The 26,277-nt window shown below is 75.0% G+C and carries 19 protein-coding genes and 1 tRNA gene; 17 read left to right on the top strand and 3 right to left on the bottom strand.

Annotated features, from left to right (window positions below; translation table 11 throughout):
• The first annotated feature begins 124 nt into the window (after positions 1-124).
• Entirely contained in the window at positions 125-706 is a 582-nt protein-coding gene (locus ACZ6J5_RS33050; RefSeq protein WP_469397617.1) for a helix-turn-helix domain-containing protein, read from the top strand.
• A 124-nt stretch (positions 707-830) separates the two neighbouring features.
• Positions 831-1,682 (top strand): S1 family peptidase, encoded by an 852-nt coding sequence (locus tag ACZ6J5_RS33045; RefSeq protein WP_469397616.1) that lies wholly within the window; start codon positions 831-833, stop codon positions 1,680-1,682.
• Positions 1,683-1,766: 84 nt separating this feature from the next.
• On the opposite strand, the gene ACZ6J5_RS33040 is transcribed toward ACZ6J5_RS33045, so the two are convergent.
• Both ACZ6J5_RS33040 and ACZ6J5_RS33035 read right to left on the bottom strand, forming a co-directional pair.
• Positions 1,767-3,464, bottom strand: coding sequence for a DEAD/DEAH box helicase (locus tag ACZ6J5_RS33040; RefSeq protein ID WP_469397615.1), 1,698 nt, complete (start codon positions 3,462-3,464; stop codon positions 1,767-1,769).
• An 89-nt stretch (positions 3,465-3,553) separates the two neighbouring features.
• Positions 3,554-3,757, bottom strand: a complete 204-nt coding sequence (locus tag ACZ6J5_RS33035) for a cold-shock protein (RefSeq protein ID WP_360247276.1) — start codon at positions 3,755-3,757, stop codon at positions 3,554-3,556.
• Between the two features lie 242 nt (positions 3,758-3,999).
• Here ACZ6J5_RS33035 and ACZ6J5_RS33030 point away from each other — a divergent pair.
• From ACZ6J5_RS33030 to ACZ6J5_RS32960, 15 genes are all read left to right on the top strand, one after another.
• Positions 4,000-4,087, top strand: a tRNA-Leu gene (locus tag ACZ6J5_RS33030).
• Between the two features lie 190 nt (positions 4,088-4,277).
• Complete coding sequence (locus ACZ6J5_RS33025) at positions 4,278-5,708, top strand: helix-turn-helix domain-containing protein (RefSeq protein WP_469397613.1); 1,431 nt, start codon at positions 4,278-4,280, stop codon at positions 5,706-5,708.
• A 166-nt stretch (positions 5,709-5,874) separates the two neighbouring features.
• The gene (locus ACZ6J5_RS33020; protein WP_469397612.1) at positions 5,875-9,069 is read left to right on the top strand and encodes a M20/M25/M40 family metallo-hydrolase; all 3,195 of its coding nucleotides are present in this window, start codon (positions 5,875-5,877) and stop codon (positions 9,067-9,069) included.
• 229 nt (positions 9,070-9,298) lie between these two features.
• Entirely contained in the window at positions 9,299-9,721 is a 423-nt protein-coding gene (locus ACZ6J5_RS33015; RefSeq protein ID WP_469397611.1) for a YegP family protein, read from the top strand.
• Positions 9,718-10,722, top strand: a complete 1,005-nt coding sequence (gene pstC, locus ACZ6J5_RS33010; RefSeq protein WP_469397609.1) for a phosphate ABC transporter permease subunit PstC — start codon at positions 9,718-9,720, stop codon at positions 10,720-10,722. Before ACZ6J5_RS33015 ends, pstC begins: the two co-directional genes overlap by 4 nt.
• Before the next feature lie 2 nt (positions 10,723-10,724).
• Entirely contained in the window at positions 10,725-12,002 is a 1,278-nt protein-coding gene (gene pstA / locus ACZ6J5_RS33005; RefSeq protein ID WP_469397608.1) for a phosphate ABC transporter permease PstA, read from the top strand.
• A 162-nt stretch (positions 12,003-12,164) separates the two neighbouring features.
• On the top strand, positions 12,165-13,898 hold the full coding sequence (gene pstS, locus ACZ6J5_RS33000) for a phosphate ABC transporter substrate-binding protein PstS (RefSeq protein ID WP_469397606.1): 1,734 nt from the start codon (positions 12,165-12,167) through the stop codon (positions 13,896-13,898).
• Complete coding sequence (locus ACZ6J5_RS32995) at positions 13,895-16,456, top strand: hypothetical protein (protein ID WP_469397604.1); 2,562 nt, start codon at positions 13,895-13,897, stop codon at positions 16,454-16,456. Before pstS ends, ACZ6J5_RS32995 begins: the two co-directional genes overlap by 4 nt.
• A 111-nt stretch (positions 16,457-16,567) precedes the next feature.
• Positions 16,568-17,566, top strand: coding sequence for a substrate-binding domain-containing protein (locus tag ACZ6J5_RS32990; RefSeq protein WP_469397603.1), 999 nt, complete (start codon positions 16,568-16,570; stop codon positions 17,564-17,566).
• A gap of 89 nt (positions 17,567-17,655) precedes the next feature.
• Positions 17,656-19,230: an Ig-like domain-containing protein gene (locus tag ACZ6J5_RS32985; protein WP_469397601.1), complete on the top strand. Its 1,575-nt coding sequence runs from the start codon at positions 17,656-17,658 to the stop codon at positions 19,228-19,230.
• A gap of 88 nt (positions 19,231-19,318) precedes the next feature.
• On the top strand, positions 19,319-21,136 hold the full coding sequence (locus tag ACZ6J5_RS32980; protein ID WP_469397600.1) for a hypothetical protein: 1,818 nt from the start codon (positions 19,319-19,321) through the stop codon (positions 21,134-21,136).
• Between the two features lie 46 nt (positions 21,137-21,182).
• Positions 21,183-22,109 carry a hypothetical protein gene (locus tag ACZ6J5_RS32975; protein WP_469397599.1) on the top strand — a complete coding sequence of 309 codons (927 nt, stop codon included), beginning with the start codon at positions 21,183-21,185 and terminating at the stop codon, positions 22,107-22,109.
• Between the two features lie 33 nt (positions 22,110-22,142).
• Positions 22,143-23,447, top strand: coding sequence for an Ig-like domain repeat protein (locus tag ACZ6J5_RS32970; protein ID WP_469397597.1), 1,305 nt, complete (start codon positions 22,143-22,145; stop codon positions 23,445-23,447).
• The gene (locus ACZ6J5_RS32965) at positions 23,444-24,388 is read left to right on the top strand and encodes a sortase (RefSeq protein ID WP_469397595.1); all 945 of its coding nucleotides are present in this window, start codon (positions 23,444-23,446) and stop codon (positions 24,386-24,388) included. Before ACZ6J5_RS32970 ends, ACZ6J5_RS32965 begins: the two co-directional genes overlap by 4 nt.
• 181 nt (positions 24,389-24,569) lie before the next feature.
• A complete protein-coding gene (locus tag ACZ6J5_RS32960; RefSeq protein WP_469397639.1) occupies positions 24,570-25,322 on the top strand; it encodes a phosphate ABC transporter ATP-binding protein in 753 nt (250 codons plus the stop codon).
• Between the two features lie 85 nt (positions 25,323-25,407).
• Here the strand turns inward: ACZ6J5_RS32960 and ACZ6J5_RS32955 are convergent, their stop codons facing one another.
• A complete protein-coding gene (locus ACZ6J5_RS32955; RefSeq protein ID WP_469397593.1) occupies positions 25,408-26,157 on the bottom strand; it encodes a hypothetical protein in 750 nt (249 codons plus the stop codon).
• Positions 26,158-26,277 lie beyond the last annotated feature (120 nt).

Below are 26,277 nucleotides of genomic sequence, written 5' to 3'. Positions count from 1 at the left end.
TGTCGGGAGTGCGAAACCGTCTCCGGATCGGCGGCGCGGGCGGCGTAGGGTGCCGTTGGGCGGCGGGAGCGCGCGCCGCGCGCCGGGCGGCGCGGGGGTGGGGAAAGGGCGGGCGGAGGCGGACATGGACGGTGCGAACACGCCGAGGGTCGGGGCGGCCGTGCGCCGACGGCGGCGCGCGCTGGGGCTGACGCTCGCCGACCTCGCGGGGCGGAGCGGGCTGTCCTCGCCGTTCCTCAGCCAGATCGAGAACGACCGGGCGCGGCCGAGCATGCGCTCGCTGCAGCGGATCGCGGACGCGCTCGACACGACCGCCGTGCAACTGCTGGCCGCCTCCGACGAGACCCGCACGGTCGAGGTGGTCCGGGCGGGCGACGGCGACGGGCTGAGCGCCGGCGGGCCGGGCGGGGACGGACCGGGCGCCGCGCGGGTCCGGCCGCTGGTGCGCGGGCGGCACCAGCTGCACGCGCTGGAGTTCACCGGGGAGCAGGAGGCGGACCGGGAGTTCCGGCACCGCAACGACGAGCTGATGTACGTGGCGGAGGGCGCGGTGGAGGTGGAGGCCGAGGGCCGGATCCACCGGCTGGGACGAGGCGACTCCCTGCTGATGTCCGGTGGCGTCCGGCACCGCTGGCGCACCGCCGCGCCGGGGACGCGGGTGCTGGTGGTGGCGGTGGGGGACCACGTGGAGGTGCTGGGCGGCTGAGCCGGGGGCGGGTGCGGGGGGTGGCTCGATTCGTGAGGCCCTCTTGTGGGTTGGGGCCGCTGTTCTAAGAATGCACATGACAACCGGAGGGTCTTCGGTTGCATGTCCAGAGGGGAACCCCCACATGAAGAAGCCTCTCGTCGGCGCTCTGCTCGCGCTGCTCCTGACCGGAGCGGGCGCGGCCCCGGCCCTGGCGTCCGCCCCCGAGGCCCCGGCGGCCGCACCCAAGGCCACGGCGGCCCTCGCCGTCGACTTCGCGGGCACCGTCGCGCTCAGCAACTGCTCCGGCTCCCTGGTCCGGATGCCGAACTCGCAGCCCTCCGACCCCGGACTGATCCTCTCCAACGGGCACTGTCTGGAGTCCGGGATGCCGGCCGCCGGACAGGTCGTCAAGGACGTGAGCTCCAGCCGCTCCTTCTCGCTGCTCAACTCGGCCGGGACCAAGGTCGCCACGCTGCGCGCCAGCAAGATCTCGTACGCCACGATGACCGACACGGACATCTCGATCTACCAGCTCACCAAGACGTACGCCCAGATCCAGAGCCAGTACGGCATCGCGGCCCTCACCCTCAACGACGCCCACCCGGCCCAGGGTTCGTCGATCAAGGTGGTGTCCGGCTACTGGAAGCGGATCTACAGCTGCAACGTCGACGGCTTCGCCTACCGCCTCAAGGAAGGCGAGTGGACCTGGAAGGACTCGGTCCGCTACACCTCCGCCTGCAACACCATCGGCGGCACCTCCGGCTCGCCGGTCGTCGACACCACCACCGGCAAGGTCGTCGCCGTCAACAACACCGGCAACGAGAGCGGCCAGAGCTGCACCCTGAACAACCCCTGCGAGGTCGACCAGAACGGCGCCGTGACGGTCCGCCAGGGCATCAACTACGCCCAGGAGACCTACACGATCGTCCCGTGCGTCGGCGCGGGCAACGTGATCGACCTCAACCGGCCCGGCTGCACGCTGCCCAAGCCGTAGCCGGCATGCCGAAGCCCCCGGCGCCACGGGAGGCCTCCGAGGAGGTCCCGTGCCGCCGGGGGCTTCGTCGTCGTACGGGCCGGCTCAGCCCGCCGTGCCGCGCCGTCCGCCGCCACCGCCGCGGGCGGAGTCGCCCCGGCCGCGGCCGGAGCCGCCGCCGGACGCGCCCGTGCCCGCGCCTCGGCCGGAGGAGCGGCCGCCGGTCCGGCGCTCGCCGGTCTGGGAACCGCCGCCGCCCTGGCCGCCGCGCCGGGTGCCCGCGCCCGCCGCGGTGGTCGTGCCGCCGCCGGCCGGGCGGCGACGCCGGGACCGGGTGCCGGAGCCCTCGGCGGGCGCCGCCGCGGCGCCGGAGCGCCCGCCGCCCGCCGCGCGGGTCCGCCGGCCCTCGGCCGGGGCGTCCGCCGCCGGGGCGGCGGCGCCGCGCGAGCCGTTCTTCGGACCGGACCTGCGGGCCGGCCGCGCCGTCTTCGGCGGCGTCGGCTGCGGCACGTCGAGGACGACGGGCACGCCGGAGGGCTCGCGGGCGCCGGTGATCTCCGCGAGCTGCGGGTCGCTGGACGTGACGCGGGTGGTCAGCGGGCGGATGCCCGCGTGCGTCATGAGCTGCTGGACGTCCCGCTTCTGCTCCGGCAGGACGAGGGTGACCACGCTGCCGGAGGTGCCGGCGCGGGCGGTGCGCCCGCCCCGGTGCAGGTAGTCCTTGTGGTCGGTCGGGGGATCGACGTTGACCACGAGGTCGAGGTCGTCGATGTGGATGCCCCGGGCCGCCACGTTGGTGGCGACCAGCGCGGTGACCTGGCCGTTCTTGAACTGGTCCAGGGTCCGGGTGCGCTGGTTCTGCGAGCGCCCGCCGTGCAGCGCGGCGGCCGGGACGCCCGCCGTCAGCAGCCGCTTGGCGAGCCGGTCGGCGGCCCGCTTGGTGTCGATGAAGAGGATCACCCGGCCGTCGCGGGCCGCGATCCGCGTCGTGACGGCCTTCTTGTCGGTCTCGTCCGGCACGTGCAGCACGTGGTGCTCCATGGAGGTCACCGTGGCCGCGGACGGGTCGGTGGAGTGAACGACCGGGTCCTTGAGGAAGCGCTGGACCAGGCGGTCGATGTTGCCGTCCAGGGTCGCCGAGAACAGCATGTGCTGACCGCCGGGCCGCACCTGCTGGATCAGCCGGGTGATCTGCGGCAGGAAGCCCATGTCGGTCATCTGGTCGGCCTCGTCGAGGACCGTGATCCGCACGTCGTCCAGGACGCAGTCGCCCCGCTCGACGAGGTCGTTCAGCCGCCCGGGGGTGGCCACCAGGACCTCGGCGCCGCGCCGCAGCGCGTTGGCCTGCTTGGTCACGGACAGGCCGCCGACCACGGTGGTGAGCCGCAGGTTGACCGCCGTCGCGTACGGGGTGAGGGAGTCGGTCACCTGCTGGGCGAGCTCCCGGGTGGGCACCATGACCAGGGCCAGCGGCGCCTTCGGCTCGGCCCGCAGCCCGGCGGTGCGCGCGAGCAGCGCGAGCCCGAAGGCGAGCGTCTTGCCCGAGCCCGTACGGCCCCGGCCCAGCAGGTCGCGGCCGGTCAGCGAGTCGGGCAGGGAGGCTGCCTGGATGGGGAACGGGGCGGTCACGCCCTGCGCGGCGAGGGTCTTCAGCAGCGCGGCGGGCATGTCGAGGTCGGCGAAGTCCTCGACGGGGGGAAGACCGGGGGTGGTGTTCTCCGGCAGCCGGAACTCCCTCGGCGGCGCCACGGGGGCGGGGGACGACTTGGCACGCCGGTTCGGCTTCGGGGCCTTGCGGGACATGTGGGGGCTACCTTCCTGGAGAACAGCGCAAAACCGGGGTCCGCACCGAACGGTGCGGACCCCGGTGATGCAGATATCGACCTGCGCGATCAGGCGGGGACGATGTTCTCCGCCTGCGGGCCCTTCTGGCCCTGCGTGACGTCGAAGGACACGCGCTGGCCCTCGAGGAGCTCACGGAAGCCCTGGGTGGCGATGTTCGAGTAGTGGGCGAAGACGTCCGGGCCGCCGCCGTCCTGCTCGATGAAGCCGAAGCCCTTTTCCGAGTTGAACCACTTCACGGTTCCCTGTGCCATGACACTCTCCTTCTGTAGGCAGAGGCCCCATCCGGAGATGCCGGAAAACAAAATGCGCCTGATGAGAGAAGTATTCCCGTCAGACGCAAGAGGTTCATGGGTACCACAACTGCAACGCCTCCGAGCCTAACACACCCCTCGGGTCGATGGGGCTGACCACGGGGAACGCGCCGGGGTACTCCGTACACCTGGTAGATTGATCTCTGTCGCCGCGGGGAACACCCCACGGCCGACATACACCCGTCCGGGTGGCGGAATGGCAGACGCGCTAGCTTGAGGTGCTAGTGCCCTTTATCGGGCGTGGGGGTTCAAGTCCCCCCTCGGACACCAGCGGGAACCCCAGTCGATCTGGGGTTTTTTGCGTTTCCGGGCCGGAAGGCGAGGCTCTTCCGCGACCCGGCCGCGCGAAGGCCGAATTTGGTCCAGACCTTTCCTCGGCGAACTCATTGACGCCGCCCCCGCCCTCCCCTGTGCTGTCCCTGAGCGGGCCACGAGGCGTGGCCGGGTGGAGGGAGCCCCCATGAGCGGATCAGCGGCGCGGACCGGAGAGGCGCGGTGGGCGGAGTTCGGGCGGAGGCTGCGCCACTGGCGCCGGGCCGCGGGACTCACCCAGCTGCAGCTCGGCCTGCGGGTGGGCTACCACCACTCGGTGATCAGCAAGCTGGAGGCGGGGCTGCGTGAGCCGCCCCTCGGGCTGGTGCGCCGCCTCGACGCCGTCCTGGAGACCGGCGGCGAACTGGCCGTGGTGCTGGCCGCGCCCCGCGAGGTGTCCGGGGTGTCCGGCCGGAACCGGGCCGATCCCGCGCTCTTCGCGCCCCTGCCCGGCACCGACACCCCCGGCGGTCACCCCGCCCCCGACCCGGCTCTGTGGCCCGCGCGGCTGCCCGCCGAGGGACTGGTCTGCCCGCTGCACGGCACCGCCGGCTGCGCCGCCCCCGGACCGGCGGAGCTGGCGGGACTGCTCGGTGGCCCGTCCGTCCTCTCCGCCGGCTCCGTCGGCGCCCTCTCCCAGGGCCGGGTGGCGGCCGAACCGGAGGTCCTGCACGGGCTCACCGCCCTGCTGGCCGCCCTGATCCGCGAGGCCTTCCGGCAGCCGCCCGACGCCGGGGTCGTGACCGTCGTCGACGGGCTGCTGCGGGCCCTCGTCCGCTGGGCCGAGTCCGTCGACGCCGCCGGACGGCTGCCCTACGGACAGCTCCGGCTCGCCGCCCAGTACGCCCAGGTCGCCGGGCGGCTGCGGATGGCCCGCGGACAGAGCGCCGTGGCCATGGCCTGGTTCGGCCACGGGCTGCTGTGGGCGGACGCCGTCCAGGACGCCCCGGCGCGCGCCACCCTGCTCAGCGACCTGTGCACGCTGGTCCGCCTCGACGGCGACGCCGGCTCGCTCCTCTCGTACGCCGCTGGTGTCGGCGCCGTGGACACCGGGCGGCGCTGGATGGCCACCCTCTCCGGGCTCTACCAGGCCCGAGGCCACGCGCTCGCGGGCGACGCGGCCGAGTGCCGCCGCCAGATCGCCCGGGCCCGCCGCACCTTCGCCCGGCTCGGCGGCCGCGACTTACTGGAGGCGCCCTGGCTCGCGGGGACCGAGGGCGAGATGCGGGTGGACTCCGCGATCGGCGGCGCGCTGCGCGACCTGGCCGTCGTCACCGGCGACCGGTCCACGGCCCGCCGCGCGGTCGCCGTCACCGCCCACTCCTGTGCCCAGGTCCCCGCGCAGATGCCCGCCACCCGGCTGCTGCTCACCCTGCGGCTCGCCGACAGCTGGGCCTGCGCGGGCGACCCGGCCGCCGCCGCGGTGCTGGCCGGCGAGGTGCTCGGGGACGCCCTGCGCGCGGGGGAGTCCATGGTCAGCGCCGAGCTGCGGGGGCTGCACAGCAGGCTCAGCGGGCGCTGGCGGGACGTCCCGGAGGTCCGGGCCTACCGGGAGCTGCTGCTGGACTCGGGCGGCTGAGGGGCCCGGCCCGTAGGGGACTTGCCGGTTTTTGCCGGCAGTGGACGGTGCCGGTGGGGCCGTTGACCCGGGCGCGGGGCGGTGTGAGGGTTCAGCCGCCCGTCAGGTGACATGCAACGGTCACCGGCGGTGTCGATGGAGCCCCCACCTCTCACAAGGAGCCACGATGCTCAGACAAGCCGCTGTGGCCGGGATGTCCTCCCTGGCCCTGACCCTCGGGGTGGTGGTTCCGGTCACCCTCGCCGAGGCCGCGCCCCGGCCCGCCGCGGCCGGACCCTCGCCCGCCGCGCGGGCCGTCGCCGCCGCCGACCAGGCCGTGAACAGCGGCCTCGACGCCCTCGTCGCCGGCGACTCCGAGGAGCGGTACGACCGCCGGGGGGTCACCCCCTGGGGCGGCGGGGACCTGTTCTCCGTCGCCTACGAGCGCACCTACCGGGGCCTGCCCGTGGTCGGCGGCGACGCGGTCGTCCTCGCGGACGGCGAGGGCAAGGTCCGGGCCGTGCGGTCCGCCGACGGCTCCGCCGTCGCCGTGCCCACCACCGCCAAGGTCACCGCCGACCGCGCCGAGCGGCTCAGCCGCGCCCGCGTCGCCGCCGTCACGGGCGCGAGCACGCCGCGCCTGGTCGTCCGGATCAAGGACGGCGCGCAGGCCCTCGCCTGGGAGACCGTCGTCACCGGCAGCACCGCCGACCGGCGCCCCAGCAGGCTGCACGTCTTCGTGAACGCCCTCACCGGCAAGATCGTCGACAGCTACGACGAGGTGCGCGCCGGCACCGGCCGCAGCGAGTGGAACGGCCCGAGCCCGCTGACCATCGACACCTCCCGCTCGGGCAGCAACTACGTGCTCCGCGACACCACCCGGCCCGGACTCCAGTGCTCGGACTACAGCGGCGGCCTGTTCACCAAGGCCACCGACGACTGGGGCACCGGCAGCGCCACCAGCAAGGAGACCGGCTGCGTCGACGTCATGTTCGCCGCGCAGAAGAACTCCGACATGCTGCGCGACTGGCTCGGCCGCAACGGGCACAACGGCAACGGCGGCAGCTGGCCCGCCAAGGTCGGCCTCAACGACCTCAACGCATACTGGGACGGCTCCACCGTCACCATCGGCCGCAACACCGCCAACAAGTGGATCGCCGGCATCGACGTCGTCGCCCACGAGTACGGCCACGGCCTCGACTCCTTCACCCCCGGCGGCGCCAACCACGAGAGCGGCCTGGGCGAGGGCACCGGCGACATCATGGGCGCCCTGACCGAGGCGTACGCGAACGAGCCCGCCCCCTACGACACCCCCGACTTCACCGTCGGCGAGATGATCAACCTCCAGGGGCGCGGCCCGATCCGCAACATGTACAACCCCTCGCTGATCAGCAACAACCCCAACTGCTACTCGGCCTCGATCCCCAGCACCGAGGAGCACGCGGCGGCCGGACCGCTCAACCACTGGTTCTACCTGCTCTCCGAGGGCTCCAACCCCGGCGGCGGCAAGCCCACCAGCCCCACCTGCGACAACTCGACGGTGACCGGCGTGGGCATCCGGAACGCCGGCAAGATCTTCTACGGCGGGATGCTGCTCAAGACCAGCGGCATGACCTACAAGCAGTACCGCACCGCCACCCTCACCTCGGCGAAGAACCTGGACGCCTCCTGCGGCCTGTTCGACGCGACGAAGGCCGCCTGGAACGCGATCAGCGTGCCCGCCCAGCCCGGTGACCCGAGCTGTTCCGGCCAGCAGAGCGACTTCTCCCTCGCGCTCGTCCCCGCGTCCGGCAGCGTCGACCCCGGGGCCGCCGCCACCGCCACGGTCAACACCACGACCGTCACCGGCGCCGCCCAGCAGATCGCGCTGACCGCCACCGGCGCCCCCACCGGGGTGACCGTCACCCTCAGCCCGGCCACCGTCACCTCGGGCTCCAGCTCCACGCTGCGGATCGCCACCACGACGGGCACCGCCGCCGGCACGTACCCGATCACGGTCCAGGGCGCGGCGGGCGGCAAGACCCACACCGTCCAGTACACGCTGACCGTCGGCGGCGGCACCACGCCCACCACCCCGCCGGACGTCGACGTGGCCCAGATCCAGGCCCACCTGGCGCAGCTCGGCACGATCGCCGCGCAGAACGGCGGCAACCGCCGCTCCACCGGCACCGGTTACCGCGACTCGCTCGCCTATGTGAAGGGCAAGCTCACGGCGGCCGGCTTCACCGTCACCGAGCAGAGCTGCACCTCCGGCTGCACCGCCGGGGCGGGCAACAACCTGGTCGCCGAGTGGCCCAAGGGCGACGCCAACAGCGTCTACATGTTCGGCGCCCACCTCGACGGCGTCTCCGCCGGTCCCGGCATCAACGACAACGGCTCCGGCTCCGCCGCCGTCCTGGAGGCGGCGCTGACCCTGGCCCGGACCAACCCCGCCATGAAGAACCGGGTGCGCTTCGCCTGGTGGACCGACGAGGAGCAGGGCCTGAACGGCTCCGCCTTCTACACCCGGACGCTCCCCACCGCCGAGCGCGCCCGGATCAAGGCGTACTACAACTTCGACATGGTGGCCTCGCTCAACGGCGGCTACTTCATCAACAACCTGAACTCCGCCGCCGCCGCGCCCATGAAGGAGTACTGGGCCTCCCTCGGGCTCGCCCCGCAGGAGAACGTCGAGGGCCAGGGCCGCTCGGACGACTACTCCTTCCAGCAGGCGGGCATCGCCACCTCCGGCTACGCGACCGGCGCCTCCGCGGTGAAGTCCGCCGCCGAGGCCGCGAAGTGGGGCGGCACCGCGGGCCGTGCCTACGACTCCTGCTACCACTCGGCCTGCGACACCACGTCGAACATCAACGCCACCGCCCTGGACCGCAGCGCGGACGGCATCGCCTACACCGTGTGGAAGACCTCGGTCGGCGACGTGTCGGTGCCGACGGACGACTTCTCCGTCACCGCCGACCCGGCCTCGGGCACCGTCGCCCCCGGCTCCTCCGCCACGGTGACCGTCCGCACCGCCACCGTCAGCGGCTCCGCGCAGAGCGTGCGGCTGTCCGCCTCGGGGGCGCCGAGCGGGGTGAGCGTGTCCTTCTCGCCCGCCACGGTGACCTCCGGGCAGTCCGCCACGGCCACCGTTCAGGTCGCGGCCGGCACCGCCGCCGGCACGTACACGCTGACCCTCACCGGCACGGGCACGGCCATCCACACCACCACCTACACGCTCACGGTGAGCGGGGGCGGCGGCGAGACCACCTGGCAGCTCGGGGCGACCTACAAGGCCGGTGACATCGTCACGTACAACGGCGTGCGCTACCGGTGCATCCAGGGGCACACCGCCTACCAGGGCTGGGAGCCGCCGAACGTGCCCGCCCTCTGGCAGGCCATCTGACCCACCCGGCCCCGCCCGGGGCCACACCGCGACACGGACGTCCCAAGCCGCTCCGCCGGCTTGGGACGTCCCGTTCTCCCCGGCCGGACCGGGGCGTCCGGGGCCCCTTGATCACCGGCGTTTTCCGTTCATGTGCCCTCCGTTCGGCCTTCACGCATCCGTGCACACAGGTCGTACACAAGTCCGGGACTCTCAGTGCGCTTTCAGAGAGAAAGGGGGGTGGTCTTCCATGGTTCCGGCACGATTCCTGTACGTGACGCCCGGAGCGCGCCAGAGACCCGCGGGGGAGGCGCAGCGGTTCGGCTGGCGGCTCGTCGGGGCCAACCACCGCGAACTGGGCCGAGGCGCCCAGGAGTACGCCGACCCGGCGGAGTGCCGGGCCGCGCTGCTGCGGCTGCGCGAGCGGGTGGCGGACGCCCGCGCGACGCTCGGCACCGCGGACACCACCGGCGGGGGCGGCGGCTGGGCCTGGCGGCTGGAGCTCGACGGACGGCCCGTGGCGGTCGCCGGGCGCACCTACCAGCGCCAGCGGGACTGCCAGTCCAACCTCGGGCGGTTCCTCCACGCACTCCCCGTCGCCGAGCTCGCCGAACCGGCGCCCGGACGGCCGAGGCCCGGCGGCGGCACCGGCGCCCGGACGGCGGTGCGATGAGCGCCCTCGTCCCCGAGGCGGGCACCGACACGAAGCGGGCGCCGCGCGGCAAGGCCACCCCCGCCGACCGGATCTTCCGGGGCGCGGCCCGCGGCAGCGGGGCCCTGGTGCTGGCCGTGATGCTCCTCGTCGGCGTCTTCCTCGCCTACCGCGCCGCCCAGGCCCTGGACGTCGCCGGCGGCTCCTTCCTCACCACCTCCGTGTGGGAGCCCGACTCGCACCGCTTCGGCATCGCCGCCGTCCTCACCGGCACCGTCCTCATCGGCCTGGTCGCCATCGGCCTCGCCGTGCCGCTGGCGCTCGGCACCGCGCTCTACATCTCCGAGTACGCGCCCCGCCGGCTGAAGCGGACCCTGGTCAGCCTGGTGGACCTGATGGCGGCCGTCCCCAGCGTCGTCTTCGGCCTCTGGGGCGCCTTCTTCCTCCAGGAGGAGATCGTCGGGCTGTCCCGCTGGATGGCCACCTACCTCTCCTGGATCCCGCTCTTCGAGGTCGACGGCGCCGACCCGGCCGACCCGCTCCAGACCACCACCGTGTACACCTCCTCGACCTTCGTGGCCGGGATCGTCGTCGCCCTCATGGTCACCCCCATCGCCTGCTCGGTCATGCGGGAGACCTTCTCCCGCGCCCCGGCCGGCGAACGGGAGGGCGCGCTCGCCCTCGGCGGGACCCGCTGGGGCATGATCCGCGCCGTCGTCCTCCCGTACGGCTGGGGCGGCGTGATCGGCGGCACCATGCTCGGCCTCGGCCGGGCGCTCGGCGAGACCATCGCCGTCTACATGATCATCTCGCCGGTCTTCGCCGTACAGCCGCACCTCCTCCAGAACGGCGCCAACTCCGTCTCCGCCCTCATCGCCCTGCGCTACGGCTCCGCCAGCACGTTCGGCATGTCGGCGCTGATGGCGGCCGGACTCGCCCTCTTCCTGATGACCCTCGTCGTCAACTTCCTCGCGTCCTCGATCGCCGCCCGCAGCCGGTCCGGCGCGGGAACGGAGGCCTGAACATGACGTCCGACCTCCTGTCCGCCGCGCCCCCGGCCGCCCCCGCGACCGTCCGCCCCGTCCCGCCCGGCCCCGCCGACCGGACCCCCGAGGTCCGCCGCGCGACCTCCGCCGTCCGCGCCCCCGACCTCCTCGCGCTCGCCGGCGCGGCCGTGGGCTCGCTCGCCCTGACCGCCCTGCTGTTCGTCTGGATCGCCCCCTTCGACACCCTCCTCGGCTTCGCCGTCGTCGCCTACCTGCTCTTCCTCGGCCTGTACGCGGTCCTCGTCTCCCTCGACGAACCCGGCGCCCTGGTACGGGACAAGGTCGCCGCCGTCCTCTGGCAGAGCCTCGCCGCGCTGCTGCTCGGCGCGCTGCTGCTCGTCGTCGGCTACACCCTGTGGCGCGGCCGGTCCGCCCTCGTCCACCTCAACTTCCTCACCGAGGACATGAGCGGCACCGGACCGCTCCAGCCGCTCTCCGACGGCGGCGTGCTGCACGCGGTCGTCGGCACCCTGGAGCAGATCGCCCTCGCGCTCGTCATCACCGTGCCGCTCGGCCTCGGCTGCGCCGTCTTCCTCAACGAGGTGCCCGGCCGCTACGCCCGCTTCGTGCGGACCGTCGTCGAGGCGATGACGGCCCTACCGTCCATCGTCGCCGGGCTCTTCGTCTACGCCACCGTCATCCTCGCGCTCGGCTTCGACAAGTCCGGCGCCGCCGCCTCCCTCGCGCTCGGCGTGATGATGCTGCCCATCGTCATCCGCGCCGCCGACGTGGTCCTGCGGCTCGTGCCGGGCTCGCTGCGCGAAGCCTCCTACGCCCTGGGCGCGAGCCAGTGGCGCACGGTGTGGACGGTGGTGCTGCCGACCTCGCGCTCCGGACTCACCACCGCCGTCATCCTCGGCACCGCGCGCGGCATCGGCGAGACCTCGCCGGTGCTGCTGACCTCCGGCGCCACCGCCGACCTGAACCTGAACGCGTTCAGCGGCCCCCAGGTCTCGCTGCCGCTCGCCACCTTCCAGCTCGTCGGCTCGCCCCAGCCGCAGCTCATCGCCCGCGGCTTCGGTGCGGCGGCCCTGCTGATGGCCCTGGTGCTGCTGCTGTTCGTGGCCGCCCGGGTGATCGGCGGTCGCGCCCCCGGCGAGCTCACCCGAGGCCAGCGGCACCGCCGCGTGCTGGCCTCCCGGCGCGACGCCGCCCGCATGGCCGCCCGTGCCCGGCCGCTCGCGGGCCCGGGGGACCCGGCGGACCCGGGCGCCGCCGGAGCACCGCGCGCCGCCGGAGCACCGCCGCCCGACTAGCCGCCCCGCCCGCACGCCCCGCCCGTACGCCCCTGTCCGTACGCCCCTGTCCGTACGCCCCTGTCCGTACGCCCCTGTCCGTACGCCCCTGTCCGTACGCCCCTGTCCGTACGCCCCGCCCGTCCCCCGCGACGCACCGACACCGACCAGGAGTTCCCCGTCATGCCCGGATCGCCTCCGGCCGCCCCCGCACGCCTCCGTACGCGTGCGGCGGCAGCCCTCGTCCTCCTGACCGCCCTGCTGCTCGGTGTCGCGCTGCCCGGCGCCCGGCCCGCCGCCGCCGCGACGTACGTGCCGGTCTCGGGCGCCGGGTCCACCTGGAGCCAGAACGCGCTCGACCAGTGGCGGGCCAACGTCAAGCAGTACGGCATGACCGTGAACTACACCGGCAACGGCTCCTCCGACGGCCGCAACCAGTTCCGCAACGGCACCGTCGACTACGCCGTGTCCGAGATCCCGTACGGCATCAAGGACTCGGGCGTCGTCGACTCGCCGCCCTCCCGGAACTTCGCGTACATGCCGATCGTCGCCGGCGGCACCTCCTTCATGTACAACCTCGTCATCGGCGGCAAGCGGGTCACCAACCTGCGCCTGTCCGGCGAGGTCGTCGCCAAGATGTTCACCGGGCAGATCAAGACCTGGAACGACCCCGCGATCAAGGCCGACAACCCGGCGCTCGCCGCCGCGCTGCCCGCCCGCCCGGTCGTCCCCGTCGTCCGCTCCGACGGCTCCGGCACCACCGCGCAGTTCACCACCTGGCTCAGCCGCCAGTACCCCGCCCTCTGGGACACCTACTGCGCCCGCGCCGGCCGCTCCACGCCCTGCGGCGCCACCTCCAACTACCCGCTCGTCGCGGGCAGCGGCTTCGTCGGGCAGTCCGGCTCCAACGGCGTCTCCGGCTACGTCGCCGAGGAGAGCCACATCGGCACCCTCACCTACGTCGAGTACTCCTTCGCCGTCTACACCACCGGCTTCCCGGTCGCCAAGGTGCTGAACAAGGCCGGGTACTACACCGAGCCCACCGCGAAGAACGTCGCCGTGGCCCTCACCAAGGCGCGGATCGACGAGAACCCCTCCTCGCCCCGCTACCTCACCCAGATCCTCGACGACGTCTACAACGACCGCGACCCGCGCGCCTATCCGCTCTCCAGCTACAGCTACATGATCATCCCGACGAGGCTGGAGTCGAACTTCAACGCCCAGAAGGGCAAGACGCTCGGCGCCTTCGCCTACTACTTCCTCTGCCAGGGACAGCAGAGCGTCGACAGCCTCGGCTACTCGCCGCTGCCCGTGAACCTCGTGAAGGCCGGTCTCGACCAGGTCCGCCGCGTCCCCGGCGTCGACGTCGAACGGATCAGCCTCAAGGACTGCCACAACCCCACCTTCTCCGCCGACGGCACCAACACCCTGGTGAAGCAGGCCCCCTACCCGCCCGCCTGCGACAAGCAGGGCACCGCCCAGTGCGCCACCGGCACCGGCGGCGCCAAGACCCCCACCCACGTCGGCGGCGGCTCCGCCACCGGCGGCACCGGCGGCTCCGGCTCGGCCTCCGGCACGGGCGGCACCACCACCGGCGGCACCGGATCCGGGACCGGCGGCGCGGGCACGGGCGGCACCACCGGCTCCACCGGGACCGGCTCCACCGCGGGCGGCGGCACCGGCGGCACGGCGACCGGCGGGGGAGCGGTCGACCCCGACACCGGACAGGCCGCCACCACCGGCGGCCCGGCCGCGGGCCCCGGCGGCGCCGACGCCTTCGCCGTCCCCGTCACCAGCTCCCAGGACATCGGCAGCGGCCTGCGCACCGCCCTGATGGCCATGGCCGGGGTGCTGCTGCTCGCCGTCACCGTCGGCCCCCCGCTGCTCACCCGCCGCCTGAAGCGAGACCGCCCGTGACCGCCGCGCTGCGCCGCTTCGCGGCCGCCTCCGCCGCCGCCTTCGCCCTCGTGCTGCTCACCCTCGCGGGCACCGCCGTGCTCTTCTCCGCGCCGCCGCCCGCCCAGGCCGCCGAGACCCGCTCCGCCGTCACCGTCACCGGCTCCGGCCCCTTCGCGGGACTGAAGGTGACGGTCGGCCAGACCCGCAACCTGGTCGACCAGGTCGTCAAGGTCGGCTGGCGGGGCGCCGCCCCCACCGTCTCCGACACCACCTACGCCGCCGACTACCTCCAGCTCATGCAGTGCTGGGGCGACGCGGCCACCGGCCCCGAGCCCGACCAGTGCCAGTTCGGCGGCTCCTCCGCGCTCGGCGCGGGCGCCGGCAGCCAGGCCGCCGGGGCCTACACCAACACCCGCCAGCTCTCCTACGGCCGGCTCCGGGACCCGGCGCAGACCCTGCCCCCGGCCACCGGCACGGGCATCGCCTACGTCCCCTTCCGCTCGGTCACCGGCGACACCAGCACCAAGGGCAACTGGAACGACTTCTACGACGTGACCACCAGCAACGAGGTCCCCTACGCCCGCAGCGGCCCCGACGGCACCGGCGAGGTCTGGTTCGAGACCCAGACCGGCGTCGAGGCCCCCGGTCTCGGCTGCGGCGAGGTCCGCGCCGGGACCTCCGGCGCCACCGAGGGGCGCTCCTGCTGGCTGGTCGTCGTGCCGCGCGGCCGGACCGAGGTCGACGGCTCCGCCTACACCGCGCAGCCCAGCGGGATGCTCCAGTCCTCCCCGCTCAGCGCGAGCAACTGGACCCACCGCCTCGTCGTCCCCCTGCGCTTCGAACCCACCGGCAGCTTCTGCCCGATCGGCGCCTCCGAACGCGGCACCCTCGGCCACGAACCCGTCGCCGAGGCCGTCTCCCGCTGGCAGCCCGCGCTCTGCCAGTCCGGCGGCCGCACCATCTACGGCTACGCCCAGGTCACCGACGACACCGCCCGCGCCAAACTCGTCTCCGGCAGCCCCGGCCTGGTCTTCGTCGGCCGCCCCGCCTCCGCCAACCAGATCCGCACCGGCGCCCAGCCCGTCCACCAGCCCGTCTACGCCCCCGTCGCCCTGTCCGGCCTCACCATCGGCTTCTTCATCGAGAGCCAGGCCGGCTACAACGCCCCCGACCAGGTCAAGGACCGCGACGGCACCCGGCTCACCTCGCTGGACCTCACCCCCCGGCTGGTCGCCAAACTCCTCACCGAGTCCTACCCGGACGGCAACTCCCGCTTCGCCCCCAGCACCGAGGGCAACCCCGCCAACCTCGGCCACGACCCGGAGTTCCTGCGCCTCAACCCGACCTACCGGAACCTCGACTTCGGCGGCTCCCTCGGCGACATCCTCGTCCCCGAGGCCCTGTCCGACGCCGCCTGGGAGCTGTGGAACTGGATCGACCAGGACCCGGCTGCCCGCGAGTTCCTCGACGGCACCCCCGACGACCGGGGGCGGTACGGCGAGGCCGGCAACGCGGGCATGAAGGTCAACCCGCACTACCGCGGGCTGAAGCTGCCGCGCAACGCGTACCCCAAGAGCGACCCGTTCTGCCAGCACTTCGACGACCACCCCGCCCAGCCGCTGTGCATCCAGGACAAGCACCCGTACACCGTCGACATGCGGACCGCGGCCCGCGCCGCCGCCCGCGGCGACACGCTCGCCCGCGCGACCTGGGACGGCACCGCCAGCCCGCCCGGCTACAAGAAGAACCCGCCGCAGCCCGCCGGACGCCGCGCCGTCCTCGCCCTCGCCGACACCGCCACCGCGGCCCGCTACGGCCTCGTGACCGCCCGACTGCGCAACGCCGCCGGGGAGTTCGTCGGACCCGACGCCAAGGGACTGCTCGCCGGGCAGGCCGCCATGCGCCGCGACCCCGCCAGCGGCGTCCGGCTGCCCGACCCGGCCGCCCGCGTCCGCGACGCCTACCCGCTCACCCTGCTCACCTACGCGGCGACCGTCCCCGAACGCCTCACCGCGCGCGCGGGCCAGGACTACGCGGCCCTGCTGCGGTACGCGGCGGGCGACGGGCAGCGGCCCGGCGTCGCGGCCGGCACCCTGCCCGAGGGATACGCCCCGCTGCCCGCCGCCCTGCGCGCCGAGACCCGCACCGCCGCGGCGGCCGTCGCCTCCCGCGCCGTCCCCCCGCCGGTCGGCGGCACCACCACCGGCGGCTCGTCCGGCGGCAGCGGCGGCACGAGCTCCGGCGGCGGCTCGTCCGGCGGCTCCGGCTCCTCCGGCGGCGACCAGGCGCGGGGCGCGAACACCGGCGCCACCGGCGGGACGTCCGCGTCCGCCGCCCCGCCCGCCGCCCGCCCCTCGTCCGGCGCGCCGGTCCCCGTCGCCGCCTCCGGCGGAGCGCTCGGGATCACCCCGGAACAGGCCCTCGGCGCGGTCCGCTACGCCCTCCTGATCGCCCTCGTCGCGGGGCTCGCCGCGGCCGTCTGCGGGCCGCTCCTGCCGAGGGTCGCCCCCCGTCTCGCCGCCGCCCTCCGGCACCGGCGCGAGGCCGCCAAGTCGCCCGGAGAGCAAGGGAGGTGATGCCCGCAGCGCCTTAGCGAATCCCACGACAGGTCCGCGCCAACGAACTGTCCGATCCACCGCGCCGGGCACCACCGCCCGGGCGGAAGCCTAACCCGAGAGGTACCGCACGTGAACAAGTCCCTGACCGCAGTCGCCGCCGTCGGCATCGCCGGTCTGCTCACCGGCATCGTCACCGCCACCCAGGCCGCCGCCGACCCCTCCGGCACGCCCGCCTACCGCCAGCTCTCCGGCGTCGGCTCCGACACCACCCAGGACGTGATGAACGGCCTGGCCAACGCCATCACCATCAACGGCACCAAGGTCATCGGCTCCTACGACGCCACCGGCTCGGCCCAGATCACCACCAAGGACCCCGCCACCACCCCCGGCTGCACCATCGCCCGCCCCAACGGCTCCGGCGCCGGCCGCACCGCGCTGCTCAACTCCCTCCAGGCGAACAACGGCTGCCTGGACTTCGCCCGCTCCTCCAGCCTCAACCTCGGCGCGGCCAGCCCCGGCCTCACCTACGTGCCGTTCGCCGTGGACGCCGTCAGCTACGCGGTCACCCCCACCAGCACCGTGCCGCGCAAGCTCACCCTGAACGACCTCAAGGCGATCTACCACTGTAACCCCGACTACGTGGGCACCGCGCCCAACTTCGGGCTCACCGTCTACCTGCCGCAGGCCGGTTCCGGTACCCGCAGCTTCTGGGAGTCCCAGATGGGCATCACCGAGGCCGACGTCGTCGCCGGCGTCTACCCGTGCATCAAGGACACCAAGAACGGCGCCCCGGTCCAGGAGCACGACGGCCGCGTCCTCGACGACAAGTCGATCGTGCCGTTCTCCATCGCCCAGTACAACGCGCAGAGCTCGCAGACCATCGCCGACCTGCGCGGCCGGGCCCTCCTCGGCAGCGTCGACGGCATCGCCCCGACCGTCCTCAACAACGGCTTCGGCGTGAAGCGCGACGTCTACAACGTCATCCCCACCAGCAAGCTGGGCACCGCGCCCTGGAGCACCGTCTTCGTCGGCTCCGGCTCCCTCGTCTGCCAGCAGCAGGGCGTGATCAACACCTACGGCTTCGCCACCAACCCGAACTGCGGCGACACCACCAAGCAGACCCCCTGACCCGTCCGTCCACTCCCGCAACTCCCGCAACTCCCGGAATCCCCGTAACTCCCGGAACTTCCGGACCTTCCGAGAAGGAGCGCACGACTGTGCGGAACAGAACGTTCTCGCGGACCCTCGCAGGGGGCCTCGCGAGTCTCGTGGCGGTACTGGCGGGCGGCCTCGCCCTCGCCCCCTCGGCGCGGGCCGCCGAGACCGGCACCGCGGCCGTCACCCCGGCCACCGGCGCCGACACCTCCAGCATGACGCTGACGACCTCGGCCGCCTGCCCGCCGAGCGCCACGAACATCATCGTCGCCGTGACCGGTTCGGGCTTCCCGGCGAGCGGTCAGAACGTGGTCGGCAACTCGCCGATCGCCGCCTACGGCACCACCGCCGACGGCGGGCTCGTCATCCCGCTCTCGCAGACCATGCGCGACTACGCCAACACGGCCGGCTTCACCAACCTGACGGGCAAGTACGGCTTCCTCGTCACCTGCCGCACGGCGTTCAACGGCACCAGCCTCGGCGACTTCTCCAGCGCGGTCTGGTTCACCTCCAACACGGCCTACCAGAACACCGATCCGGCCGTGAAGACCGACACCACGACCTCCCTGGCCCTCTCCCCGGCCGGTCCCGTCACCGAGGCCACCCCGGTGACCCTCACCGCGACCGTCGGCCCCGCCGGAGCCGCCGGCACCGTCCAGTTCCGCGACAACGGCACCGCGCTCGGCGCCCCCGTCTCGGTCACCGGCGGCCGGGCCGCGCTCACCACCAGCGCCCTGACCCGAGGCGGCCACACCCTCACCGCCGCGTTCACCCCGGCGAGCACCGCCTACAACGCCTCCGTCTCCGCCGGTGTCTCCTACACCGTCGACGCGGCCCCGGCGACCGCCACCACCACCGCGCTCGCCGTCTCCCCGGCCGGTACGGCGGACCAGTACAGCCCGGTCGCCCTCACCGCCACGGTGTCGCCCGCCGCCGCGGCCGGCTCCGTGAAGTTCCAGGACACCGTCGGCGCCGCCACCACCACGCTCGCCACCGTGCCCGTCTCCGGCGGCCGGGCCGCGTTCACCACCAGCGCCCTGCCCTCCGGCGACCACTCCCTCACGGCCGTCTTCGTCCCGGCCGACAGCGCCGCCTTCACCACCTCCGCCTCCGGCGCCGTGCCCTATGTGATCGGCTCCTTCAAGGGCGTCACCGCCTCCCAGAACATCACCACCACCGTCCAGTCCGGCGCCCTCGTCATCAGCGTCGACAACCCGAACGTCACCCTGCCGTCCCCGGCGCTCACCAGCGGCGGCGACCTCCTCGCCACCACCGGCGCGATCAACCCGGTGACGCTCACCGACACCCGGGCGGGCAACCCCGGCTGGTCCGTCAGCGGACAGGTCACCGACTTCTCCGACGGCGGCACCCACCGCGTCAACGGCCAGAACCTCGGCTGGACGCCCAAGGTCGTCGACAAGGGCGCCGCGCAGAGCGTGACGCCCGGGGCGCCGGTCGCCGCCGGAGCGGGCCTCGCCCCGGGCGACCCCGGCACCGCCGGACTCAAGTCCTCCCGCTCCCTCGCCACCGGCACCGGGCTCGGCACCGCCCACCTCGGCGCCGACCTGGCCCTCAACGCGCCGACCTCGACCGCGGCCGGCACCTACACCGCGACCCTCACCCTGACGGCCATCTGACCCGCCGGCCGGGACGGGCCCCCAGCCCGTCCCGGCCACCGGCCCCTCCGCGCACCGGTCCCGCCCGCGCTCGAACGGACGCCCCGACATGACCACCATCCCGGCCCGCCGCCTCGCCGCCGCCCTCGCGGCCTGCCTCCTCGCAGCCCTGCCGGCCGCCCCCGCCGCGGCCGAGCCCGCCGTGGCACCGGCGGCCCACACCCCGGCCGCCGCGCCCGCGTACCCCGCCCTGCCCGGCGACGCGACACCCGGCAAGGGCACCGGGCGCACCACCTTCGGCGTCCAGCCCTCGACCGCGAAGAAGCCCGACGCGCGGCCCCACTTCTCGTACGGAGCCACCCCCGGCGCCGTCGTCGAGGACCACATCGCCGTCTTCAACTACGGCACCGCACCGCTCACCCTGCGCGTCTACGCCCAGGACGCCTTCACCACCGCCGACGGCGGCTTCGACCTGTACGCGGCGGCCCGGCGGCCCACCGGCGTCGGCGCCTGGGTCCGGCCGCGCGCCGGCCAGGTCACCGTGCCCGCCCGCTCCCGCACCATCGTCCCGTTCACGCTGACCGTGCCCCCCGGGGCGACCCCCGGCGACCACACCGGCGGCATCGTCGCCTCCCTGTCGGCGCTCACGACCGACCGCAAGGGCAGCGAGGTCGCCGTCGACCAGCGGGTCGGCGCCCGGATCTACGTCCGCGTCGCCGGCGAACTCGCCCCCCGGCTCGCCGTCGAGGACCTCACCACCGGCTACCACGGCACGCCCAACCCCTTCGGCACGGGCGAGGCGACCGTCACGTACACCCTGCGCAACACCGGCAACGTGCGGCTCGCCGCCCGGCAGAGCGTCGAGGTCCGCGACCCGCTCGGCGGCACGGCCGACGTGCCGAAGCTCCGCGACGTCCCCGAACTCCTGCCCGGCGACAGCCTGAAGGTCACCACCACGGCCACCGGCGTGCTGCCCGCCTTCTCGGACACGACGACCGTCACGGTCGACCCCGCGCCCGTACGCGGCGACGTCCGGCACCGGATCCTGCCCCGCGTCACCCGCACCGCCGGCTTCACCGCCGTGCCCTGGGCCTCCCTGGCGCTGCTGCTCCTGCTCGCCGCCGCCACCGCCGCGCTGACCGTGCGCCGCCGGCGCCGGGCGCGCGCCGCCCGGGACGAACCGGCCCGCACCCCGCCGCGCCCCCGGCGGCCGGCCGTCGCCACGGCGGCGGTGCTGCTGGCCGCCGCGACGGCCGCGACCGGGACGTCCGCCGCCCCGGCCCGCGCGGCCGACGCCGCCCCGGCCCCTGCCGCCGCGGGCGCGCTCGCCGTGCTGCCGCCGAGCGGGGCGGACACCCAGCCCCTCACCCTCGTCACCGACGCGCCCTGCCCCGCCCGCACCACCCACGTCATCGCCCGCGTCTCCGGCGCCGGGTTCGCGCGCGGCGGACAGATCGTCGTCGGCAACGCCCCGGTCGGCACCTACGCGCGCGTCCCCGGCGGCGGCCTGTCCGTGCCGCTCCTCGCCACCCTGCGGGACTACGCCGCCACCGCCGGGTTCACCACCCTGCGCGGCGGCTACTCCTTCACCGTCAGCTGCCTCCAGGGAGCCTTCCAGGCCACCGGAGCGCGCGAGTTCACCGGCACCCTGCGGTTCACCACGGCGAGCTCCTACCAGGACGGCACCGCGATCCGCACGCCCACCGGACCCGCCGTGGCCCCGCTCCCCGCCGCGACCGGCGCCGTCCCGCCGCCCGTCCCCCGCCCGGCCGCCGCGCCCGCCCCCGCCGCCCCGGCGTCAGGCGGCGCCCTCACCGCCTGGTCGGCGACCGGCTTCGGCGTCGCGCTGCTCGCGCTCGTCGCGGGCGCGGCGCTGTGGGCGCGCGGCCGACGGCGGCCCGCCGGCGACGCACCCGCCGCCACCTGAACCACCGATCCAGCCCACCACCCCCTCCGTCCTCCAGGGAGAGAACGTGTCCACCACCACCCGGACCCCGCGCGGGTCCGCCAGGACCGGCGCCCGCGTCGGCACCCTCGTCGCCGCCTTCGGCACCGCCGGACTGCTCGTCAGCGCCGGGCTCCTCGCCCAGGCGCAGTCCGCCCACGCCGCCGACGCCCCCGGCGTCCTCACGGTGACGCCCGCGACCGGCACCGACACCAGCGGGATCACGCTCACCACCGCCGGGGCCTGCCCGGCCGACGCCACCCACCTCATCGTGGCCGTCAAGGGCTCCGGCTTCCCGGCCGACGGCCAGAACGTGGTCAGCAACTCGCCGATCACCGCGTACTCCACCGTGCCGAACGGCGGCATCGTCGTGCCGCTGACGCAGACCATGCGGGACTACGCCAGCACCGCCGGGTTCACCACCCTCCAGGGCCGCTACGACTTCACCCTCACCTGCCGCAAGGCGTTCAACGGCACCAGCCTCGGCGACTTCGCCGCCCCGGTCTGGTTCACCTCCGACACCGCCTACAGGAACACCGACCCGGCCCTGCCGACCACCCCGCCCACCACCACCGCCACCCCCTCGGACACCCCCACGCCGACGGCCACGACCACGCCGACCGACACCGCCTCGCCCACCGCCACCGCCTCCCCGACGGACACGGCGACGCCCACCGACAGCCCCACGCCCACCGACACCGCCTCGCCCACCGACACGGCCTCCCCGACCGCCACCGCCTCCGCCGACGGCGGCGCCACGGGCGGCGGCTCCCAGGACGTCTCCACCCAGGTCGCCGGCGGCTCCTCCGGCGGCCGAGGCACCCTCGCCAGCACCGGCGCGCAGGCCGGGGCGCTCGGCGCCCTGTCCGCCGCCCTCGTCCTCGCCGGAGTCGTCCTGGTCCGCCGCGCCCGCCGCCACGAGGACTTCCCCGCCACCGACCTGCCCCAGGCCTGAGCCGCCCGCACCACGGAAGCGAAGGACGACACCATGCGCATCCCCCAGGCGGTACGCCGCCCCCTGACGGCCGGCCTCGTCGCCGTCCTCGCGGCCGGGGCCCTCGGCCTCGGCACGGGCGCCGCCGCCCACGCCGACGCCCCCGGCACGCTGGAGGTGACCCCCGCCACCGGCACGGACACCAGCGGCATCACCCTCACCACAGGCGCCCCCTGCCCCGACGCCGCCACCCACCTCATCGTGGGCGTGAAGGGCTCGGGCTTCCCCGCCGACGGCCAGATCGTCGTCAGCAACTCGCCCATCGCCACGTACGCGACGGCCCCCGGCGGCGGCATCGTCGTCCCCCTGACGCAGACCATGCGGGACTACGCCGCCACCGCCGGGTTCACCACCCTCCAGGGCCGCTACGACTTCACCCTCACCTGCCGGGCGGCGTTCGGCTCCGCGACGTACGGCGACTTCGCCGCCCCGATCTGGTTCACCTCCAACACCGCCTACCGCAGCACCGCGCCGGTCACCGCGACCACCACCACCCTCGCGGCGAACCCGGCCGGAGCGGTCGTCCAGGGCACGCCCGTCAAGCTGACCGCGACCGTCGCCCCCGCCGCCGCGACCGGCACCGTCCGCTTCCTCGACGGCACCACCGCGCTCGGCGCCCCGGTGCCCGTCACCGCGGGCACGGCCGCCCTCACCACCGCCGCCCTCGCCGTCGGAGCCCACGCCCTGAAGGCCGAGTTCACCCCGGCCGACCCGGCGGTCCACGCGCCCTCCACGACCGCCCCGCTCGCCCTCACCGTCACGATCAAGCCCCCGGCGCTGCTCACCCCCGCCAAGGTCACCGGCACCGCACGGGTCGGCTCCACCGTCACCTGCGCCGTCATCTTCGGCGGCGCCGCCTCCGTGAGCTACGCCTGGCTGCGCGACGGCGTGCCCGTCGCGGGCGCCACCGGACGCACCCGCGCCCTCGTCGCCGCCGACCAGCCGCACCGCGTCGCCTGCCGCGCCAAGGCCGTCAACACCACCGGCAGCACCCTCTCCACCAGCCCCGCCCCGCTCGTGGCCCTCGGCCCGGCCCCGCGCAACGTCACGAAGCCGAGCGTCGCCGGCACCCACAAGGCCGGGTACCGGCAGACGGCCAAGCCCGGCGGCTGGACGCCCGCCGCCACCACGTACACCTACGTGTGGAAGCGCGACGGCCGGGTCATCGGCGGCGCCACCCGCGCCACCTACACCGCGACCCGCGCCGACCGGGGCCACCGCCTCACCGTGACCGTCACCGCCGCCCGCCCCGGCTACGCCAAGGGCACCGCCACCTCCGCCGCGGTGAGGATCGGATGACCACGGCCACGGCGCCCGTTCCCACCCCGCCCCCGGCGGCCGGCCCCCGGGCGGCCCCCGGGGGCGGGGCGGCCCGCCCGGCACCCCCGGGGGCCGGGCCCCGGCTGCGCGTCGCCGGGGCCGCGCTCGGCATCCTCGCCGCCCTGCTGCTCGGGCTCGTCGTCGACGCGGGCCTCGTCAGCGACCTGCGGCAGGCCCGCGACCGGCAGGTCGACTACGCCGCCTTCCGCGCCGCCCTCGCCAACGGCGTCGCCCCGGTGGGCGCGTCGGCGGGCGGCGGCCGGGCCCCCGAGCCCGGCGAACCAGTGGCCGTCCTGGAGATCCCGGCGCTGCGGCTGCGCGAGGTGATCGGCGAGGGCACCACCGCCGAGGGCCTGACCAGGGGCCCGGGCCACCGCCGGGACACCCCCCTGCCGGGCCAGGCCGGGACCAGCGTCGTCATGGGCCGCCAGGCCGCCTACGGGGGTCCCTTCCGGCGGCTCGGCGAACTGAGCACCGGCGACACGATCACCGTCATCACCGGCCAGGGCACCCACCGCTACCGGGTCATCGGCCCGCGCCGGGCCGGCGACCCCCAGCCGCCCGCCCCGGCGGCGGGCCGGGGCCGGCTCACCCTCGTCACCGCCGACGGCACGCCGTACATGCCCCACGGCGTGCTGCGGGTGGACGCCGACCTGGTCTCGGACCCGCAGCCCACCCCGGCGCCCGCCGTGCGGCCCGGCGCGCTGCCCGAGGACGAGAAGCCGATGGCCGCCCAGCGGTCCGCGTGGCTGCCGCTCGTCCTGTGGGGCCAGGCCCTGCTCCTCGCGGCCGCCGCCCTCGCCTGGGCCCACGCCCGCTGGGGCCGCCGGCACGCCTGGGTCGTGGGCGTCCCGCTGCTCGGCGCCCTCGGCCTGGCCACCGCCGACCACCTGCTCCTGCTCCTGCCCGGCCTGCTGTGACCGGGACGACCGGCCCGACGCGTACGACCAGCCCGATGCGTACGACCTGTGCGACCCGACCGAAGGACGTGCCGTGACCGAACAGACGACCCTCCCCACCGAGACCACGCTCCCGCTCCCGGCGCTCCCGGCGCTCCCGGATGTCCGGGACGGGGCGACCGGGGCGACGCTCGAAGCACGCCTGATCTCGGCCTGGTTCGGCGAGCGGAAGGTCCTCGACCGGGTGTCGCTGACCATGCCCGCCGGGCTGGTCACCGCCCTCATCGGCCCGTCCGGCTGCGGCAAGTCGACCTTCCTGCGGATCCTCAACCGGATGCACGAGCTCGTCCCCGCCGCCTCCCTCGCCGGGGAGGTCCTCGTCGACGGCGCGGACGTGTACGCGGCGGGGCAGCGGCTGACCGACGCGCGGCGGACGGTGGGCATGGTCTTCCAGAAGCCCAACCCGTTCCCCGCCATGTCGATCTACGACAACGTCACCGCCGGCCTCAAGCTCACCGGCACCCGCCTCGGTGGCGCGGCCAAGGACGCCCTCGTCGAGGAATGCCTGGCCAAGGCGGGCCTGTGGAAGGAGGTCAGGGACCGGCTGCGGCAGCCCGGCGGCGCGCTCTCCGGCGGCCAGCAGCAGCGCCTGTGCATCGCCCGCTCGCTCGCCGTGCGGCCCAAGGTGCTCCTCATGGACGAGCCCTGCTCCGCCCTGGACCCCACCTCGACCCGCCGGATCGAGGAGACCATCCGCGAGCTCGCGCGCGAGGTGACCATCGTGATCGTCACCCACAACATGCAGCAGGCCGCCCGGGTCTCCGACCAGTGCGCCTTCTTCCTCGCCGAGCAGGGCACCCCGGGCGCGATCGTCGAGCACGGCCCCACCCCGGCCATGTTCTCGGCCCCCGCCGACCCCCGTACCGCCGACTACGTGGAGGGCCGCTTCGGCTGAGCGTCCTCCGGCCGTGCTCCGGCCGTGCTCCGGCCGGGCTTCGGCCGTCCTTCGACTGTGCCCCGGCCGTCCTTCAGGTCGCCCTTCAGGCCGCCGACTCCGCCGGGGCCGACCGCTCCCAGGCCGTCGTCAGCCCGTCGAGCCAGGCGGGCGGCAGCTCGGCGGCGTCCCACTCCGCCCGCAGCGGCTCCGGATCGTCCAGCAGGCGCTCCAGGACGGCGATGCTGGTGGGGGAGTGGACGAGCGAGTAGCGGCCGTGGACCGCGATGGCGCTGCCCGCCCCGTACGCCTCGAACAGGCGCTCAAGGCGGGCCCGGTGACGGTCCGTGAACTCCGTGAGCCGCCCCGGATACCCGGCCCGCTGGCGTGAGGTGCGGGTGGCGAGGACGGCCTTCAGGACCTGGTCGGTCGCCTCGGGGTCGAGGTCGGACACCTCGGTGAACGACAGGTACAGCGGCAGCACCGCGACCTTCGCCCGCTCCAGCTCCATCCGCCCGACCGGCGGCCGTTCGTCGGCGGACCGCTCCGGCACGCCCGCCGCGACGGCCCGGCGCAGGGCGTCCTCGGCGATCCCGCCGAGCCCGTCGGCCGCGCTCCTCGCCCCGTCGCGCCAGCCCGAGCCGTAGCCGGGGTCCGCCCCCGGCGGCGTCCGGCGCGCGAGCGCGTCCACCTCCTGGTGGGCCAACGCGAGGGCGCCGGCCTCGACGAGTCCGATCAGCTCCTCCGCGTCGCCGGAGTAGACCCCGGCCCTGGCGAGCAGCTGGACGAGCGTGGTGCGGGCGTTGCCGACGCTGGCCGCGTCCAGTTGCTGCCGTCCTTCGTCGTGGGCGTTCATGGGTCCTCCTCGTCGCGCATGGGGCAGCGGGGCCGAGCGTACGCGGAACGCTCAGACTTCCGGTGTACGCCCCCGCCACGGGGTCCGACCGTGGGGTGACGTGCCGGGCGGTGCCGGCGC

It is taken from the genome of Streptomyces sp. NPDC042100 (assembly GCF_055582325.1).
The sequence above is the reverse complement of the archived record's forward strand: the minus strand, read 5'-3'. Positions and strand labels throughout refer to the sequence as shown.